Below are 17,531 nucleotides of genomic sequence, written 5' to 3' on the forward strand. Positions count from 1 at the left end.
GTGCGAGGTCCCAGCGTGTATGCCCTCCCGGCGCACGTTAGGTAAACTAAGCAAAGCAACACAACGCAACAAGATCCTCAGGTGCGCCGGGAAGTCTGGTCGGCATGTGCTCAGCGCTGCCCACCGACCGGAGGTTCCCGTGGCCACCCCCCGCTCCCGCGCCGCCCGCAAAGTCCTCGGACGCCTGTCCCTGCCGGAGCGGAACTTCGTCGCCGACGCCCTGCGCACCGAGACCGTGGGCGGTGTCCTGCTGCTGCTCGCGGCGATCGCCGCGCTCGTCTGGGCGAACATCCCCGCCCTGCACGCCGGCTACGAGAGCGTCAGCCACTTCCGCTTCGGCCCCTCCGCCCTCGGCCTCGACCTGTCCGTGGCGCACTGGGCCGCCGACGGGCTCCTCGCCGTCTTCTTCTTCGTCGCCGGCATCGAACTCAAGCGGGAACTGGTCGCGGGCGATCTGCGCGACCCCAGAGCCGCCGTCCTGCCGGTGGTCGCCGCCCTGTGCGGTATGGCGGCCCCCGCGGCGGTGTACGCCCTCACCAACCTCACCGGCGGCGGCTCGCTCGGCGGCTGGGCGGTGCCGACCGCGACCGACATCGCCTTCGCGCTGGCCGTACTCGCGGTCATCGGCACCTCCCTGCCCAGCGCGCTGCGCGCCTTCCTGCTCACCCTCGCCGTCGTCGACGACCTGTTCGCCATCCTGATCATCGCGGTCTTCTTCACCGACCACCTGAACTTCGCAGCCCTCGCCGGAGCGGTCGCGGGCCTGGCCGTCTTCTGGCTGCTGCTGCGCAAGGGCGTGCGCGGGTGGTACGTGTACGTGCCGCTCGCTCTCGTCATCTGGGGGCTGATGTACAACAGCGGCGTGCACGCCACCATCGCGGGCGTCGCGATGGGCCTGATGCTGCGCTGCGCCACCCGCGAGGGCGAGGAGCACTCGCCCGGCGAGCACATCGAGCATCTCGTACGCCCCCTGTCGGCGGGCCTGGCCGTCCCCCTGTTCGCACTGTTCAGCGCGGGCGTCTCCGTCTCCGGCGGAGCGCTGGCCGACGTGTTCACCCGGCCCGAGACGCTCGGTGTCGTGCTCGGCCTGGTCGTCGGCAAGACGGTGGGCATCTTCGGCGGGACCTGGCTCACCGCCCGGTTCACCAAGGCGTCGCTCAGCGACGACCTGGCCTGGGCCGACGTCTTCGCCCTCGCCACGCTCGCCGGGATCGGCTTCACCGTCTCCCTGCTCATCGGCGAACTGGCCTTCCAGGGCGACGCGACGCTGACCGACGAGGTCAAGGCCGCCGTCCTCACCGGCTCGGTCATCGCGGCAGCGCTCGCGACCGTGCTCCTCAAGATACGGAACGCGAAATACCGCAAGATGTGCGAGGCCGAGGAGCGCGACGACGACCTCGACGGCATCCCGGACGTGTACGAGGAGGACGACCCCGCCTACCACCTGCGCATGGCGGCGATCCTCGAACGCAAGGCCGCCGAACACCGTCGGATCGCCACCCGCAAGGAGGCCGAACGGGCAGGGCGGCTTGCGGAAGTGCAGGGCGGGGCAGGCGAGCAGAACGACAGTCCGGCATGATCTGACGGGACGGTACAAAAACCCGGACCGTTCCCGGAACGCAGAGTCAGGCAGAAGAGGGAGACCGCGATGAGCGCACCCGACGGCAGCCCGGTCGGCGCCGAACGCAGCATCGGCCAGCTGTTCGCCTCGGCGACGGCGGAGATGTCGGCGCTGGTGCACGACGAGATCGCGTTGGCGAAGGCGCAGCTGAAACAGGACGTCAAGCGTGGCGCGGTGAGCGGCGGCGCGTTCTCGGTGGCCGGCGCGATCCTGCTCTTCTCGCTGCCGATGCTCAACTTCGCTCTCGCGTACGGCATCCGGACCTGGAGCGGCTGGAATCTCGCGATCTGCTTCGTGCTTTCCTTCGCGGCCAACGTCCTGGTCGCCGGGTTCCTCGGCCTGATCGGCACCGTCTTCGCCAAGAAGGCCAAGAAGGGCAAGGGCCCCCAGAAGGTGGCCGCCTCCATGAAGCAGACCGCCGGCGTGCTCCAGAACGCAAAGCCGCACCCACGTCCGGAAACCGCCGCTCTGGAGGACCGCACCCCGCCGGCCATCGAGGCTGTGGCACGCTCGTCCTCATGACGGACCCCGCCACTCCTTCGGCGCAATCGACCTCGGTCGTACGGATCGGCATCCCCGGCGACCGGAAGGTGACGCACCGGGACGTCGCCGCCAACGGCGCCCGTTTCCACATCGCCGAGACGGGCGACGGACCGCTGGTTCTCCTGCTGCACGGCTTCCCGCAGTTCTGGTGGACCTGGCGGCACCAGCTCACCGCGCTCGCCGACGCGGGCTTCAGGGCCGTGGCGATGGACCTGCGGGGAGTGGGCGGCAGCGACCGTACGCCGCGCGGTTACGACCCGGCCAATCTCGCCCTGGACATCACCGGCGTGATCCGCTCCCTCGGTGAGCCCGACGCGGCGCTGGTCGGCCACGACTTCGGCGGCTACCTGGCCTGGACGGCGGCGGCGATGCGCCCCAAGCTCGTCCGGCGCCTCGCCGTCGCCTCGATGCCCCACCCGCGGCGCTGGCGGTCGGCGATGCTGTCCGACGCCCGGCAGACCGCGGCGAGTTCCTACGTCTGGGGCTTCCAGCGGCCGTGGATCCCCGAGCGGCAGCTCACCGCCGACGACGGCGCGCTGGTGGCCCGTCTCGTACGGGACTGGTCGGGACCGCGGCTGCCGGACGACGACGCGGTGGAGACGTACCGCAGGGCCATGTGCATCCCGTCGACGGCGCATTGCTCCGTCGAGCCGTACCGCTGGCTGGTGCGTTCCCTGGCCCGCCCGGACGGCATCCAGTTCTACCGCCGGATGAAGCGTCCGGTGCTCGTACCGACGCTGCATCTGCACGGCTCCCTCGACCCGGTGCAGCGCACCCGCAGCGCGGCCGGTTCCGGCGAGTACGTGGAGGCCCCGTACCGCTGGCGCCTGTTCGACGGGCTCGGGCACTTCCCGCACGAGGAGGACCCCGCGGCCTTCTCGACCGAGCTGATCAGCTGGTTGAAGGATCCCGAACCCGATCGCTGACGGCCGGTGTGCGACCGTTCCGTGACCGTTCGGATGCGCCCGGTATCCGAACCTGAACACCTGTCCAACGAACGGCCAATTGCCCGGCGCATAGGCCAATTGAGGCGCCCGCAGGCGGTTATCGACCTTGGGACGGGGGCAGACGTCGGGGTATGGGCTGGACGCACGACTACAGTGACGTAGCACGCACCCGCCGATCGGCGAGCGGTCCGGGCTCCCTGCACAGGGAAGCCCCGCAACTGACGGGCACGGACCCCCGGGTCGGCATTCCGCACATCCTGCGCCGCCGCGCCCGCTGGGTCTCGGTACGCCTGCGGCATCCCCGCGGCTGACCCGCCACCGGGCTCCGCCGCCGGGCGGGCGCGTCCCCAGGTCGCGTGCCGGACCGGTCTCACATGGCGCAGCGGTCGCTGTCCACCTGCTGGTCGGCCGTGCGGCCCTTGGCGATGTCCTGCTGGATCTCCTCGGCGGTGAGGGCGTAACCGGTGTTGGCGTCGTCGAGGGACTTCGCGAACACCACCCCGTAGACCCGGCCGTCGGTGGTGAGCAGGGGGCCGCCGGAGTTGCCCTGGCGGACGGTCGCGTAGATCGAGTAGACGTCGCGGCGGACGGTGCCCCGGTGGTAGATGTCCGGGCCGTTCGCCGTGATGCGCCCGCGCACGCGGGCGGCGCGGACGTCGTACGACCCGTTCTCCGGGAAGCCGGCGACGATCGCGCTGTCCTTGTTGTGCGCGACCGCGTCGGAGAAGTGCAGCACGGGCGCCTTCAGGTCGGGTACGTCGAGGACGGCGATGTCGCGGTGCCAGTCGTAGAGCACCACCTTCGCGTCGTACCTGCGGCCCTCGCCGCCTATCTGCACGGTGGGCTGGTCTACGCCGCCGACGACGTGCGCGTTGGTCATGACCCGGCGGTCGGCGAAGACGAACCCGCTGCCCTCCAGCACCTTGCCGCAGCTGCCGGCCGTGCCGACGACCTTGACGACGGACCGTTTGGCGCTGTGGGCGACCGCGCTGGTGCGCAGGGCCGGGTCCGGGGGCCGTACGTCGGTGATCGGTTCGTCGGTGAAGGGGCTGAAGACCTGCGGGAAGCCGTTCTGCGCGAGGACCGAGGTGAAGTCCGCGAACCAGGTGTTCGCCTGCTGCGGCATCACCTGGGAGACCCCGAGCAGCACCCTGGAGGAGCGCACCTCCTTGCCCAGGGTCGGTATGGTCGTGCCGCCCAGGGCCGAGCCGATCAGCCAGGCGACGAGCAGCATCGCGACGACGTTGACCAGGGCGCCGCCGGTCGCGTCCAGGGCGCGGGCCGGGGACCAGGTGATGTGCACGCGCAGTTTGTTGCCGAGGTGCGTGGTCAGGGCCTGGCCGACCGAGGCGCAGACGATGACGATGATGACGGCGACGACGGCCGTGGTGGTGCTGATGGGCGTGTTGTCCGTCAGGGCGTCCCAGATGACCGGGAGCGTGTACACGGCGACCAGGCCGCCGCCCAGGAAGCCGATCACCGACAGTATGCCGACGACGAATCCCTGGCGGTACCCGACGACCGCGAACCACACGGCGGCGACCAGCAGCAGGATGTCCAGCACGTTCACCGCGTCGAGCCTCGCCTCATCGTCTTCCGGTCACCACAGGTCACGGGTCAGGTCACAGGTCACAGGTCGGCCGGGGGCCGGCCGGCCGCGCGGCGAGCCCAGGACACGGCGTCCCGGAAGATCCCGGCCCGAGCGGCACGCCCCACCCTGTCATGACCGCCAGTCGAGCGGGACCTGCTTGTCGCGGTCCCACGGCGTCTCCCAGCCCGCGTAATGGAGCAGACGGTCGATGATTCCGGCCGTGAAGCCCCACACGAGGGCCGATTCGACCAGGAATGCCGGGCCTCTGTGGCCGCTGGGATGCACGGTCGTGGCCCGGTTGCCGGGGTGGGTGAGATCCGCCACGGGGACGGTGAAGACGCGGGCGGTCTCGGCGGGGTCGACCGCGTCCACCGGGCTGGGTTCGCGCCACCAGCCGAGCACGGGCGTCACGACGAAGCCGCTGACGGGGATGTAGAGCCGGGGCAGCACGCCGAACAACTGGACGCCGGCCGGGTCGAGTCCGGTCTCCTCCTCGGCCTCGCGCAGCGCGGCCCGCAGCGGTCCCTCGCCCTGCGGGTCACCGTCCTCGGGGTCGAGCGCACCGCCCGGGAAGGACGGCTGTCCGGCGTGCGAACGCAGCGAACTCGCCCGCTCCATCAGCAGCAGCTCGGGCCCGCGCTCCCCCTCCCCGAAGAGGACGAGGACGGCCGACTGGCGTCCCGCGCCGTTCTCCGGGGGCAGGAAGCGGCTCAGCTGGACGGGCTGGACCGTCTCGGCGACCCGCACGACCGGCTCCAGCCACTCCGGCAGGCCCTGCGTGCTCAGCGCCACCGGACCGCTCTGCGGCCGGCCCGTCCGCAGCCCGTCCGCCGTCTCGCTCGCTCGCGTCATCGCCACCCCCGTCCCCGTACCCGTGCGCATGACCGCGTCCGCGCGTGCACCCGTACCCGTCCGTCTCGCCGTCCTGTCGCGTCCAACGCCCGGGGGCACCGAGATCGTTCCTCGACTGTCATCGTCCCGCCAGGGGCGGTGCCGGTGTGCCGCCCGCGTCCAGGTAGGACTGCGGGGGCTTGAGGCGCTGGCCGGGGAAGCCGCCCTTCTCGTACTTCAGCAGCTTCTTCGCCTTCTCCGGGTCGGTCTCCCCCTCGCCGTACGCCGGGCAGAGCGGGGCGATCGGGCAGGCGCCGCAGGCCGGCTTGCGGGCATGGCAGATGCGGCGGCCGTGGAAGATCACGTGGTGCGAGAGCATGGTCCACTCACTCTTGGGGAAGAGCGCGCCGACGGCCGCCTCGATCTTGTCGGGGTCGGTCTCCTCGGTCCACTGCCAGCGCCTCACCAGCCGCTGGAAGTGGGTGTCCACGGTGATGCCGGGCCGGCCGAAGGCGTTGCCCAGCACGACGAAGGCGGTCTTGCGGCCGACGCCGGGCAGCTTCACCAGGTCTTCCAGGCGGCCCGGGACCTCGCCGTCGAACTCCTCCGCCAGCGCCTTGGACAGGCCCATGACCGACTTGGTCTTGGCCCGGAAGAAGCCGGTGGGCCGCAGGATCTCCTCGACCTCCTCGGGGTCCGCCGCCGCCAGGTCCTCCGGGGTCGGGTACTTCGCGAACAGGGCGGGCGTCGTCTGATTGACCCGGAGATCGGTGGTCTGGGCGGACAGGACCGTGGCGACGAGCAGCTGGAAGGGGTTCTCGAAGTCCAGTTCCGGATGGGCGTACGGGTAGACCTCGGCCAGCTCGCGGTTGATGCGGCGGGCCCGGCGGACCAGGGCGGTGTTCGACTCGCCCTTCGGCGGCTTCGGGGCGACGGCCTTCACGGGCGAGGCCTTGCGCACGGCGGCGATGGCCTTCTCCGGGGCGACGGTCACCTTCTTGGGAGGCGCGGCCTTCTTCACGGCGGCCCCCTTCACGGCGGCCGCCTCCACAGCAGCGGACTTCGCGGGAGCGGCCTTCTTCGCGGGAGCGGCCTTCTTCGCGGGAGCGGCCTTCTTCGCGGGAGCGGCCTTCTTCGCGGTGCTCTTCGCGGAAGCGGTCTTCCCTGCGGGGGTCGACTTGGCAGTGCTCTTCTCGGCCGCTTTCTTCACGGGCGTCCTGTTCGCGCCTTTCGCCGCTTCCGCTGCTTTCCCACCGCCTTCGGGCTGCTGTTCGCCCACAGCGGAATCCTTACGTACAACCACCCGCCCAGCCCCCTAGGCCTGTGCTCTCACCGGCGATTCGGACACCCGGCCAGCCTAAGGCCCGGCACCGACATCCGCCCCGGACCCCGAAGATCGGCGCCCGATTGGACCCCTGCCGCGTACCCCGGGACACCTGTACGGCATCCTTGTGACAGATCACACTGTTTGGACCGTCCGGCAAAATGGGGAACACGGTCCCCTGGCGACGGGGGAGCAAGATCCCCTGAGCAGGTCGACAAGGAGAGAACTCGTGGACGACGTTCTGCGGCGCAATCCGCTCTTCGCGGCGCTCGACGACGAGCAGGCCGCGGAGCTTCGCGCCTCCATGACGGAGGTGACTCTCGCACGTGGCGACTCGCTGTTCCACGAGGGTGACCCGGGTGACCGCCTCTACGTGGTCACCGAGGGCAAGGTCAAGCTGCACCGCACGTCCCCGGACGGCCGCGAGAACATGCTGGCCGTCGTGGGCCCCGGTGAGCTGATCGGCGAGCTGTCGCTCTTCGACCCGGGCCCGCGCACCGCGACGGCGACGGCGCTGACCGAGGTCAAGCTGCTGGCCCTGGGCCACGGCGACCTCCAGCCCTGGCTGAACGTGCGGCCCGAGGTGGCCGGCGCCCTGCTGCGCGCCGTCGCCCGCCGACTGCGCAAGACCAACGACCAGATGTCCGACCTGGTCTTCTCCGACGTGCCGGGCCGCGTCGCCCGCGCCCTGCTGGACCTCTCCCGTCGCTTCGGGGTGCAGTCCGAGGAGGGCATCCACGTCGTGCACGACCTGACGCAGGAGGAGCTGGCCCAGCTGGTCGGCGCGTCCCGCGAGACGGTCAACAAGGCACTGGCCGACTTCGCCCAGCGCGGCTGGCTCCGCCTGGAGGCGCGCGCGGTCATCCTGCTCGACGTGGAGCGCCTGGCCAAGCGGTCGCGCTGACCTCCGGGCCCGTCACCCGCAAGGGCCTCAGCCCGGAGGGGTACATCGCGCGCGAAGGGTCTCTCGCGCGCGTGCCCGCCGCGTTCCGTCCCGTCCTCGACGCGGCCCGGGAGCGGCTGCCCCGCCTCTACGGGACGCGGTTGCACAGCGCGTACGTCTACGGGTCGATCCCGCGCGGTACCGCGCGCGTGGGCCGCAGCGACCTGGACCTGCTGGTCGCCCTGCGCGGCGAACCGGGGGACGCCGACCGGGACGCCACGCGCGCGTTCGGCACGGCGCTCGGTCAGGAGTTCCCCGAGGTCGACGGCGTCGGCACGCTGCTGCACAGCCGGGAGACGCTGCTGAGCGACCTGGAGCGGTACGACCTCGGCTGGTTCGTCGCCTGCCTGTGCACGCCCCTGCTCGGCGACGATCTCGCCGCCCGCCTCCCCCGCTACCGCCCGGACGACCCGATGCTCGCCCGCGAGACGAACGGGGACCTGTCCCGGCTCCTTCCCCGGTGGCGGGAGCGGATCGCCACCGCCGAGGACACCGAGGAGGCCCGTAGGCCCCTGGTCCGGTTCATGTCCCGGCACCTCGTGCGGACGGGGTTCACGTTGGTCATGGGCCGCTGGCAGGGCTGGACCAGCGACCTCCACGAGATGGCCGCCGCCTTCGGGACGTACCACCCCGCGCGGGCCGTCCAGATGGCCGCCGCGGCCGTCCGCGGGTACGAGCCCGTCGGTGACCCGGCCGTCCTCGGCTCGTACGTCGACGACCTCGGCCCCTGGCTCGCCGGGGAGTACGCGCGCGTGCACGGCGTCAAGGCACCCCGCTCCTGAGCGCGGGGACACCGCCCCGGGGCTCACGTGCCGACCGGGCCCTGGATCAGCCCGTGCTCGTGCAGGTAGTCGAGCTGTGCCCGAACCGACAGCTCCGCCGCCGGCCACAGGGAGCGGTCCACGTCGGCGTACACGTGCGCGACGACGTCGGCCGGGCTGCGGTAGCCGTCCTCGACGGCCGTCTCGACCTGGGCCAGCCGGTGGGCGCGGTGGGCCAGGTAGTACTCCACGGCGCCCTGGGCGTCCTCCAGGACCGGTCCGTGGCCCGGCAGGACGGTGTGCACGCCGTCGTCGACCGTGAGGGACCTCAGGCGCCGCAGCGAGTCCAGGTAGTCGCCGAGCCGGCCGTCCGGGTGCGCGACGACCGTCGTGCCGCGGCCCAGGATCGTGTCACCGGTGAGCACCGCGCGGTCCGCCGGGAGGTGGAAGCACAGGGAGTCCGCGGTGTGACCGGGCGTCGGGACGACCCCCATCTCCAGGCCGCCCACCCGGATCACGTCCCCCGCGCCCAGGCCCTCGTCGCCCAGCCGCAGGGCCGGGTCGAGGGCACGCACGCGCGTGCCGGTCAGCTCGGCGAAGCGGGCGGCGCCCTCAGCGTGGTCGGGATGGCCGTGGGTCAGCAGGGTCAGGGCGATGCGCTTGCCCGCCTTCTCCGCGGTGTCGACGACGTTGCGCAGGTGCCCCTCGTCGAGCGGGCCCGGGTCGATCACCACGGCCGACTCCGAGTCGGGCTCGGAGACGATCCAGGTGTTGGTGCCGTCCAGGGTCATGGCGGAGGCGTTGGGCGCGAGGACGTTCACCGCCCGGGCGGTGGCGGGCCCGGAGAGGACACCACCGCGGGGCTGGCCGGGGAGCGCTGCTGCGTCCGTCATGCGAGGGGACCTTCCTGGGCATCGGGCGTACGAAGCCGTGGCCGGAGGCGGAGGCGGGGGGCGAGTCCGTGCCGTGGACGGGGCCGGACGCGGGGGGCGGGCCGGTGCCGCGGGCAGGATCGGATCCGGGGCGGCGTCATGCGGTCGTCGCTCCGCCGGTGGGGATGCGCCGGGTGAACTCGTCGTGGCCCGGCCAGGACAGGACCACCTCGCCGTCCACCAGGCGGGCCCGGGCGAGCACGGGGGTCAGATCCCGCTCCGCCGCCGCCCCGAGCGCCTGCGCGGGGCTGCCGTAGGGGACGAGCTGGCGCAGGGTGGCGACGGTCGGCGGCATCATCAGCAACTCGCCCTCGTCGTATCCGGCAGCGGCGTCCGCGGGCCGGATCCACACCGTGCGGTCGGCCTCCGTGGAGGCGTTCCGGGTCCGCTGGCCCTCCGGGAGCGCGGCCACGAAGAACCAGGTGTCGTAGCGCCGGGGCTCGAACTCGGGCGTGATCCATCGCGTCCAGGCACCCAGCAGGTCGGAGCGCAGGGTCAGGCCGCGGCGGTCGAGGAACTCGGCGAAGGAGAGCTCCCGCCCGACCAGTGCGGCGCGGTCGGCCTCCCAGTCCGCGCCCGTCGTGTCGCCGACGACCGAGTCGGGGCCCGGCCCGGCGAGCAGGACGCCCGCCTCCTCGTACGTCTCGCGGACGGCCGCGCAGACGATCGCCTGGGCCGCCGCGTCGTCCACGCCGAGGCGGTCGGCCCACCACGCGCGCGTGGGACCCGCCCAGCGCACCAGCTGGTCGTCGTCGCGCGGGTCGACGCCGCCGCCCGGGTAGGCGTACGCGCCTCCGGCGAAGGCCATGGAGGCGCGTCTGCGCAGCATGTGCACGGCGGGACCGGCGTCGGTGTCCCGCAGGAGCATGACGGTGGCCGCGCGCCGGGGCGCGACCGGCGTGAGGGTGCCGTCCGCGAGCGCGCGGATGCGGTCCGGCCAGTCCGGAGGGAACCACTGCCCATTCGCCATGGCCGGAGGCTATCCCGTGGCGCGCGAATGTTCGAGAGGTGCCTGGGATCGCGGACGGGGGCCCGTGCCCGGTGGGCGAGAAGGGTCCGTGCCAGGGGCGAGAAGCGGCCGTGCCCGGGGTCAGGGGCCGTTGCGACCCGGGGGGAAGGGCCCCCGAGGCCAGGGGCGGGTCCGTGCCCTGTAGGCGGGAACGGGACCGTACCCAGGGTCAGAGGCCGGCGCGCCCCGGAGGGAGGGCTCCCCCCTCGGGGGCGGGGCAGATGGGCGCAGACGCACCCCGAGGCCAGTGACAAGTCCCTCCCCTGGCCAGGAGCGGGTCCGCCCAGCGGGCTGCGGCAGGCGCGGGCCCGAGGCCGGCTACAGGTGCGGCCCCCACGGCCGGGGGCACGTCCGCGCCGAGATCAGGAGCGGGATGCGTGCCCGAGGCCAGCGGCAGGCACCTGCCCGAGGCCAGAGGCAGGCAGCCCCCAGGGTGGGGGCAGGTCCGGCGGTGGCCGCTCAGGGGGCCAGCTCGACCTGGATCTCCACCTCCACCGGCGCGTCCAGCGGCAGTACCGCCACGCCGACCGCGCTGCGCGCGTGCACACCCTTGTCGCCCAGGACCTCGCCCAGCAGTTCGCTGGCGCCGTTGACGACACCGGGCTGGCCGGTGAAGTCCGTGGCCGAGGCGACGAAGCCCACGACCTTCACCACGCGCGCGATGCGGTCCAGGTCGCCCGCGACGGACTTGACGGCCGCGAGCGCGTTCAGCGCGCAGGTGCGGGCCAGGTCCTTGGCCTCCTCCGGGGTGACCTCCAGGCCCACCTTGCCGGTGACCGGGAGCTTGCCGTCCACCATCGGCAGCTGGCCGGCGGTGTAGACGTACGGGCCGGACTGCACGGCGGGCTGGTAGGCGGCCAGCGGCGGCACGACCTCCGGCAGCGTCAGACCCAGCTCGGCCAGCTTGGCCTCGACCGCGCTCATGCCTGCTTCTCCCGCTTCAGGTAGGCCACCAGCTGCTCCGGGTTCGGCCCGGGCACGACCTGGACGAGCTCCCAGCCGTCCTCGCCCCAGTTGTCCAGGATCTGCTTCGTGGCGTGGACGAGCAGCGGCACGGTTGCGTATTCCCACTTGGTCATGGGCCGACTGTAGCCGCTGCCGTGACCGGTCCGGCCGCCGGACGCACGACCGGGGGCGGGACCGGTCACGGCAGCGCGGGGGCGACGTGGAGGGGCAGCGGAGGACGGCGTGGAGACGGGCGCCGCGACGGCTCCGGGGCGGCGGTTGTCCACAGCCTCCCGCGTGCCCCGGGCGCGGACTGGTTAGGCTCGAAGGCGTGAGCAGGCTCCAGGTCGTCAGCGGCAAGGGCGGGACCGGAAAGACCACGGTCGCCGCAGCCCTCGCGCTGGCCCTGGCCACGAAGGGGAAGCGGACGCTCCTCGTCGAGGTCGAGGGCCGGCAGGGCATCGCACAGCTCTTCGAAACGGAGGCGCTGCCCTATGAGGAACGGAAGATCGCCGTCGCCCCCGGGGGCGGGGAGGTGTACGCGCTCGCCATAGACCCCGAACTGGCGCTGCTGGACTACCTCCAGATGTTCTACAAGCTGGGCAGCGCGGGCCGGGCCCTGAAGAAGCTCGGCGCGATCGACTTCGCGACCACCATCGCGCCCGGCGTCCGGGACGTCCTGCTGACCGGCAAGGCCTGCGAGGCGGTGCGGCGCAAGGACCGCAGCGGACGGTTCGCCTACGACTACGTCGTCATGGACGCGCCCCCCACCGGCCGCATCGCCCGCTTCCTCAACGTCAACGACGAGGTGGCCGGGCTGGCCAAGATCGGCCCGATACACAATCAGGCCCAGGCCGTGATGCGGGTGCTGAAGTCGGCCGAGACCGCCGTGCACCTGGTGACGCTGCTGGAGGAGATGCCCGTCCAGGAGACCGTGGACGGCATCGCGGAACTGCGCGCCGCCCGGCTGCCGGTGGGCCGCATCGTCGTGAACATGGTGCGCCCGCAGATGCTGGACGCGGCCGACCTGGAACTCGTACGGACCGTGCCGCGGACCGCGCTCGCCCGGTCGCTGTCCTCCGCCGGGCTCGGCGGCGCACGGCGCGGCGGGAACGCCGAGCGGCTGGTGGACCCCCTGCTGGGGCAGGCCGACGAGTACGCCGAGCGGTACGCGCTGGAACAGGAGCAGCGGTCGGTCCTGAGCGAGCTGGGCCTGCCGCTGCACGAACTGCCGCTGCTCGCCGAGGGCATGGACCTGGCGGGCCTGTACGAACTGGCGACCGAGCTGCGGAAGCAGGGAATGCAGGGGATGACATGAGCCCGGACCCGGCCCCCGCGCGGGAGACCGATCGGCCCTCCGGCCACGCCCAGGACGGCGCCCGCCGTCTCGCCCACACGCGCGTGCTGGACGTCGACCCGCTGATCGACGACCCGGGAACGCGAATCGTGGTGTGCTGCGGGTCGGGCGGGGTCGGCAAGACGACGACGGCGGCGGCCCTGGGCCTGCGGGCCGCCGAGCGGGGCCGCAAGGTGGTCGTCCTGACCATCGACCCGGCCCGCCGGCTCGCCCAGTCCATGGGCATCGACTCCCTCGACAACGTGCCGCGCCGGGTGAAGGGCACCGAGGGCGAGGGCGAGCTGCACGCCATGATGCTCGACATGAAGCGCACCTTCGACGAGGTCGTCGAGGCGCACGCGGATCCCGAGCGGGCCGCCGCGATCCTGGCCAACCCCTTCTACCAGTCGCTCTCGGCGGGCTTCGCGGGCACGCAGGAGTACATGGCGATGGAGAAGCTGGGCCAGCTGCGCGCGAGGGACGAGTGGGACCTGATCGTCGTCGACACACCGCCCTCCCGTTCGGCGCTGGACTTCCTGGACGCGCCCAAGCGGCTGGGTTCCTTCCTGGACGGCCGGCTGATCCGGCTGCTGACCGCCCCGGCGAAGCTGGGCGGGCGGGCGGGGATGAAGTTCCTGAACGTCGGCATGTCGATGATGACCGGCACGCTCGGCAAACTGCTCGGCGGTCAGTTGCTCAAGGACGTACAGACGTTCGTGGCGGCGATGGACACGACCTTCGGCGGCTTCCGCACGCGCGCGGACGCCACGTACAAGCTGCTCCAGGCGCCGGGGACGGCGTTCCTGGTGGTCGCGGCCCCGGAGCGGGACGCGCTGCGCGAGGCCGCGTACTTCGTGGAGCGGCTGGCCGCGGAGAAGATGCCGCTGGCGGGCCTGGTGCTCAACCGCGTCCACGGCAGCGGCGCCGGACATCTGTCGGCCGAGCGGGCGCTCGCGGCGGCGGAAAATCTTGAAGAGCCCGGCATTGTGGATCAGGAGGGCGGGAAAGCTGGACTTCGTAACTCTCCCGAAACGTACGGAAGTTCAGAGTCTCCCGGTTCTCCCGAATCCTCCGGCTCCCCCGACTCCTCCCCCTCTGGCGACCCTGTCGACACCGCCGGTTCCACGGCTTCCGACGCACCCGGACCTGTGAGCGACCCCGCCGATCCGGTGGACGCGGTGGATGCGATGGACGCGGCGGACGCAGTGGATCCCATGGATGCCGTCGACCCCGTCGACCTGGTCACCGCGGGTCTGCTGCGGCTGCACGCCGAACGCATGCAGTTGCTCGCGCGCGAACAGCGCACGCGGGACCGCTTCGCCGCCCGGCATCCCGAGGTGGCGGTGGCGGAGGTGGCCGCGCTGCCCGGCGACGTACACGACCTCGTGGGGCTGCGGGACATCGGGGACCGGCTCGCGGACAACCGCCGCGAGCTGCCCGAGCCGGGCGCCTGAGGGGACGGCGACCCGAGGGACCAGGAGACAGCCGCCCGACGGAACGGCAGCCCGGGACGGAAGGGGACCGGTGCGGAGGACGGACATGGGGCGGGCGGGCGCCCTCAGCCCACCGCCGCGTAGCTCTCGTACACCTGGTCGTCGTCGAGTGACACGAGGCCCGAGCCGCGCTCGTACTCCAGGCGCGCGGTCTCCAGCAGCCGGCGCCAGGAGGTGACGGTCGGCCGTCTGCGCAGCAGTGCGCGGCGCTCCCGCTCCGTCATGCCTCCCCAGACGCCGAACTCGACGCGGTTGTCGAGCGCGTCGGCCAGGCACTCGGTGCGCACCGGGCACCCCGTGCACACCGCCTTGGCCCTGTTCTGCGCTGCTCCCTGAACGAACAGTTCATCCGGATCGGTAGTGCGGCAGGCCGCCTGCGCACTCCAGTCGGTTACCCAGCCCATACCGGCGCCGTCCTCTCCCGAATCGAGGCTCCCCCACGGCGGCAGCGGCATATGCACCGCCGCCAGTTGAGGACGTTACGGAAGGTGGGCACAGCGCAACACCCCCAGCGGGCCCAATCTTGAATGGTCCGAACGGACTATGGGTTAACGGCAGATCACCCGGGGGAGTGAGGTGGCGACATGTGCGACATTCCCGGCACAAGGGGGCAGTTCTCGTGCATCACAACGGACATCGCGCACCACACGAGGTGAATCCGGGCACGTGCCCCACGCACTTCCGCCGCCCGTCCAGGAGCGCTCAACGCCGTTCAGTGCGGGTGCGGAACGTTTCGGGATCGCCGGACGTATGGACAGATGACGGGTAGGGAGCCGTACCGCTGTGACAGTTGAGAGCAGCTTAGGCCAAGGCATATACGCGTGTCCGGCGAATGAGAACGTAGGCTGCCCTCATGCCAAAGAAGCGCTCCGGCGGTGGCCAGTCGCCCACGCAGCAGGCCGCCAAGTTCCTCGGTGTCAGTGTGCTCGCGGGAGCGGTCCTGGCCGGTATCGCGTTGCCCGCGGCCGGCGCGCTGGGCCTGGCGGCCAAGGGATCGGTCCAGGGGTTCGACGACATCCCGGCCAACCTCAAGCGACCGCCGCTCAGCCAGCGCACCACGATCCTGGACAGCCACGGCAGCCAGCTCGCCCAGGTCTACTCCCGTGACCGCACGGTGGTGGACCTCAAGGACATCTCGCCGTACATGCAGAAGGCGATCGTCGCCATCGAGGACTCGCGCTTCTACCAGCACGGCGCGATCGACCTGAAGGGCGTCCTGCGCGCGCTCAACAAGAACGCGACGAGCGGCGGGGTCTCCCAGGGCGCCTCCACGCTCACCCAGCAGTACGTGAAGAACGTCTTCGTGGAGGAGGCGGGCGACGACCCGACGAAGGTCGCGCAGGCCACGCAGCAGACCCTCGGCCGCAAGATCAAGGAACTGAAGTACGCGATCCAGGTCGAGCAGGACCTGGGCAAGAAGCGCATCCTCGAGAACTACCTGAACATCACCTTCTTCGGTGAGCAGGCCTACGGCGTCGAGGCCGCCTCCCAGCGCTACTTCTCCAAGCACGCCAAGGACCTCACCCTCCCCGAGGCCGCGCTGCTGGCCGGCGTCGTCCAGTCGCCGAGCCGCTACGACCCGGTCAACGACGAGGCCGAGGCCACCAAGCGGCGCAACACCGTGCTGCAGCGCATGGCCGAGGTCGGGGACATCTCGCAGGCGGAGGCCGACAAGGCCAAGAAGGCACCGCTGGAACTGAAGGTCACCCGCCCGCGCAACGGCTGCATCACGGCGGTCAAGGACTCGGCCTTCTTCTGCAAGTACGTCGAGAAGGTCTTCCTGAACGACCCGGTCTTCGGCAAGACCCGCGCGGAGCGGGCCAAGGTCTGGAACCAGGGCGGTCTGACCATCCGCACCACCCTGGACCCCCAGGCGCAGGCGTCGGTGCAGGCCTCGCTGAAGCAGCACATCTACCAGTCGGACCCCGTCGCCTCGGCGGCCGTCCTGGTCGAGCCGGGCACCGGCAAGATCGTCGCGATGGGCCAGTCCAAGCCGTACGGCTACGGGAAGAACGAGACCGAGATCAACTACTCGGTCGGCAGCGACGCGGGCGGCTCGAACTACGGGTTCCCGACCGGTTCGACGTTCAAGCCGTTCGTGGCGGCGGCGGCGATCGAGGGCGGCAAGCCGCCCACGCAGGAGTACTCGTCGCCGTACAAGATGCCGTACCCGAGCCCGGTCCAGGCGTGCGACGGCAAGCGCTGGGTGAACTCGTACCACGAGAACGTGGAGAACGAGAGCACCTCCGAGCACGGCCCGTACGCCATGAAGGAGGCCATGGCGAAGTCGGTCAACACCTACTTCGTGCAGATGATCTCCGAGGTCGGTCTCTGCCCGGTGACCACCATGACCGACAAGCTGCACGTGGTGCAGGGCGACGGCAAGAAGCTGCCGCAGGCGCCCTCCATCGCGCTCGGCGCGGTCGGCATCTCGCCGCTGACGATGGCCAGCGCGTACGCCACCTTCGCCTCCCGCGGCACCTACTGCACCCCGGTCGCCATCGAGTCGATCACCCAGAAGATCGGCGGCCAGGAGAAGCCCCTGCCCGTGCCGAGGTCGACCTGCTCGCGGGCCATGTCCGAGAAGACCGCGGACACCGTCAACACGCTGCTGCAGGGCGTGATCGACTCCGGGACCGGCCAGCAGGCCGGCCTCTCGGACCGCGACAACGCCGGTAAGACGGGTACCACGGACGAGCGCAAGAACGCCTGGTTCGTCGGCTACACGCCGAACATGGCGGGCGCGGTGTGGGTCGGCAGCGCCACCCAGAAGGTCAAGATGACCGACATCCGCATCGGCGGCGTCATGCACGGCCTGGTCTACGGCGCCGACGTGCCCGGCCCGATCTGGCGGGACGCGATGACGGGCGCACTGCAGGGCAAGCCCGCCCCGTCCTTCAACATCATCTCGATCCCGGACGGCGGCAAGGACAAAGGCCAGGACCAGGGTCAGGACAAGGGCAAGAACAAAGACAAGAACAAGAACAAGGACAAGAACAAGGGGAAGGGCCACGGGGGAAACGGCGGGGGTAACGGCGGCTCCCCCGGCAACGGCGGCGGCGGATTCCCCGGCTTCCCCGGAGGCTTCATCCAGGGCCAGGGCGGCGGCACGCACAGGAACAGCAACGGCGGCCTACACGGCTGAGCCGACAGGCCCGAGGGCGTACGCCCGCCCGCGCACGCAGCGGAGCACAAGGCCGTAGCGGAGAAGAAGTCCGTAGCAGAGAGCAAGGCCGAAACAGAGAAGAAGGGCGC

General features: G+C 71.6%; 17 protein-coding genes. 9 read left to right on the forward strand and 8 right to left on the reverse strand.

The window, feature by feature from the left end; all coding sequences use genetic code 11:
- The first annotated feature begins 139 nt into the window (after positions 1–139).
- From nhaA to AB0G56_RS20615, 4 genes are all read left to right on the forward strand, one after another.
- Complete coding sequence (gene nhaA, locus AB0G56_RS20600) at positions 140–1,579, forward strand: Na+/H+ antiporter NhaA (RefSeq protein WP_360971161.1); 1,440 nt, start codon at positions 140–142, stop codon at positions 1,577–1,579.
- Between the two features lie 69 nt (positions 1,580–1,648).
- Complete coding sequence (locus AB0G56_RS20605) at positions 1,649–2,143, forward strand: phage holin family protein (RefSeq protein ID WP_360971164.1); 495 nt, start codon at positions 1,649–1,651, stop codon at positions 2,141–2,143.
- On the forward strand, positions 2,140–3,090 hold the full coding sequence (locus AB0G56_RS20610) for an alpha/beta hydrolase (RefSeq protein WP_360971167.1): 951 nt from the start codon (positions 2,140–2,142) through the stop codon (positions 3,088–3,090). The genes AB0G56_RS20605 and AB0G56_RS20610 overlap by 4 nt, the downstream gene beginning before the upstream one ends.
- Before the next feature lie 152 nt (positions 3,091–3,242).
- Positions 3,243–3,422, forward strand: coding sequence for a hypothetical protein (locus AB0G56_RS20615; RefSeq protein WP_360971170.1), 180 nt, complete (start codon positions 3,243–3,245; stop codon positions 3,420–3,422).
- Between the two features lie 59 nt (positions 3,423–3,481).
- Here the strand turns inward: AB0G56_RS20615 and AB0G56_RS20620 are convergent, their stop codons facing one another.
- The 3 genes from AB0G56_RS20620 to nth all read right to left on the reverse strand — a co-directional run bounded on the left by AB0G56_RS20620 (position 3,482) and on the right by nth (position 6,743).
- Complete coding sequence (locus AB0G56_RS20620) at positions 3,482–4,681, reverse strand: MarP family serine protease (RefSeq protein WP_360971172.1); 1,200 nt, start codon at positions 4,679–4,681, stop codon at positions 3,482–3,484.
- Positions 4,682–4,831: 150 nt separating this feature from the next.
- Positions 4,832–5,554, reverse strand: a complete 723-nt coding sequence (locus tag AB0G56_RS20625; RefSeq protein WP_360971175.1) for a CoA pyrophosphatase — start codon at positions 5,552–5,554, stop codon at positions 4,832–4,834.
- Positions 5,555–5,672: 118 nt separating this feature from the next.
- Complete coding sequence (gene nth, locus AB0G56_RS20630) at positions 5,673–6,743, reverse strand: endonuclease III (protein WP_360971178.1); 1,071 nt, start codon at positions 6,741–6,743, stop codon at positions 5,673–5,675.
- Positions 6,744–7,086: 343 nt separating this feature from the next.
- On the opposite strand from nth, the gene AB0G56_RS20635 reads away from it, so the two are divergent.
- Positions 7,087–7,761: a Crp/Fnr family transcriptional regulator gene (locus tag AB0G56_RS20635; protein ID WP_009189818.1), complete on the forward strand. Its 675-nt coding sequence runs from the start codon at positions 7,087–7,089 to the stop codon at positions 7,759–7,761.
- Positions 7,762–7,832: 71 nt separating this feature from the next.
- Positions 7,833–8,582: a nucleotidyltransferase domain-containing protein gene (locus AB0G56_RS20640; RefSeq protein ID WP_360971181.1), complete on the forward strand. Its 750-nt coding sequence runs from the start codon at positions 7,833–7,835 to the stop codon at positions 8,580–8,582.
- A gap of 23 nt (positions 8,583–8,605) precedes the next feature.
- On the opposite strand, the gene AB0G56_RS20645 is transcribed toward AB0G56_RS20640, so the two are convergent.
- The 4 genes from AB0G56_RS20645 to AB0G56_RS20660 form a co-directional block, all read right to left on the reverse strand.
- Positions 8,606–9,454, reverse strand: coding sequence for an MBL fold metallo-hydrolase (locus AB0G56_RS20645; RefSeq protein ID WP_360971184.1), 849 nt, complete (start codon positions 9,452–9,454; stop codon positions 8,606–8,608).
- 136 nt (positions 9,455–9,590) lie between these two features.
- Positions 9,591–10,463, reverse strand: a complete 873-nt coding sequence (locus tag AB0G56_RS20650) for an NUDIX hydrolase (RefSeq protein WP_360971186.1) — start codon at positions 10,461–10,463, stop codon at positions 9,591–9,593.
- A 498-nt stretch (positions 10,464–10,961) separates the two neighbouring features.
- On the reverse strand, positions 10,962–11,426 hold the full coding sequence (locus tag AB0G56_RS20655) for a RidA family protein (protein WP_037850590.1): 465 nt from the start codon (positions 11,424–11,426) through the stop codon (positions 10,962–10,964).
- Entirely contained in the window at positions 11,423–11,581 is a 159-nt protein-coding gene (locus tag AB0G56_RS20660; RefSeq protein ID WP_086024262.1) for a DUF4177 domain-containing protein, read from the reverse strand. The genes AB0G56_RS20655 and AB0G56_RS20660 overlap by 4 nt, the downstream gene beginning before the upstream one ends.
- Before the next feature lie 197 nt (positions 11,582–11,778).
- Between AB0G56_RS20660 and AB0G56_RS20665 the strand changes: the two genes are divergently transcribed.
- Positions 11,779–12,765, forward strand: coding sequence for an ArsA-related P-loop ATPase (locus tag AB0G56_RS20665; protein ID WP_360971189.1), 987 nt, complete (start codon positions 11,779–11,781; stop codon positions 12,763–12,765).
- Entirely contained in the window at positions 12,762–14,237 is a 1,476-nt protein-coding gene (locus AB0G56_RS20670; RefSeq protein ID WP_360971191.1) for an ArsA family ATPase, read from the forward strand. The genes AB0G56_RS20665 and AB0G56_RS20670 overlap by 4 nt, the downstream gene beginning before the upstream one ends.
- Before the next feature lie 104 nt (positions 14,238–14,341).
- Here AB0G56_RS20670 and wblA read toward each other — a convergent pair whose 3' ends face one another.
- The gene (wblA, locus tag AB0G56_RS20675) at positions 14,342–14,680 is read right to left on the reverse strand and encodes a transcriptional regulator WblA (RefSeq protein WP_360971193.1); all 339 of its coding nucleotides are present in this window, start codon (positions 14,678–14,680) and stop codon (positions 14,342–14,344) included.
- Positions 14,681–15,129: 449 nt separating this feature from the next.
- Here wblA and AB0G56_RS20680 point away from each other — a divergent pair, with 449 nt between their 5' ends.
- Entirely contained in the window at positions 15,130–17,421 is a 2,292-nt protein-coding gene (locus tag AB0G56_RS20680; protein ID WP_360971196.1) for a transglycosylase domain-containing protein, read from the forward strand.
- The last annotated feature ends 110 nt before the right edge of the window (positions 17,422–17,531 follow it).

It is taken from the genome of Streptomyces sp. NPDC021356 (assembly GCF_040641015.1).
Lineage (GTDB): Bacteria > Actinomycetota > Actinomycetes > Streptomycetales > Streptomycetaceae > Streptomyces.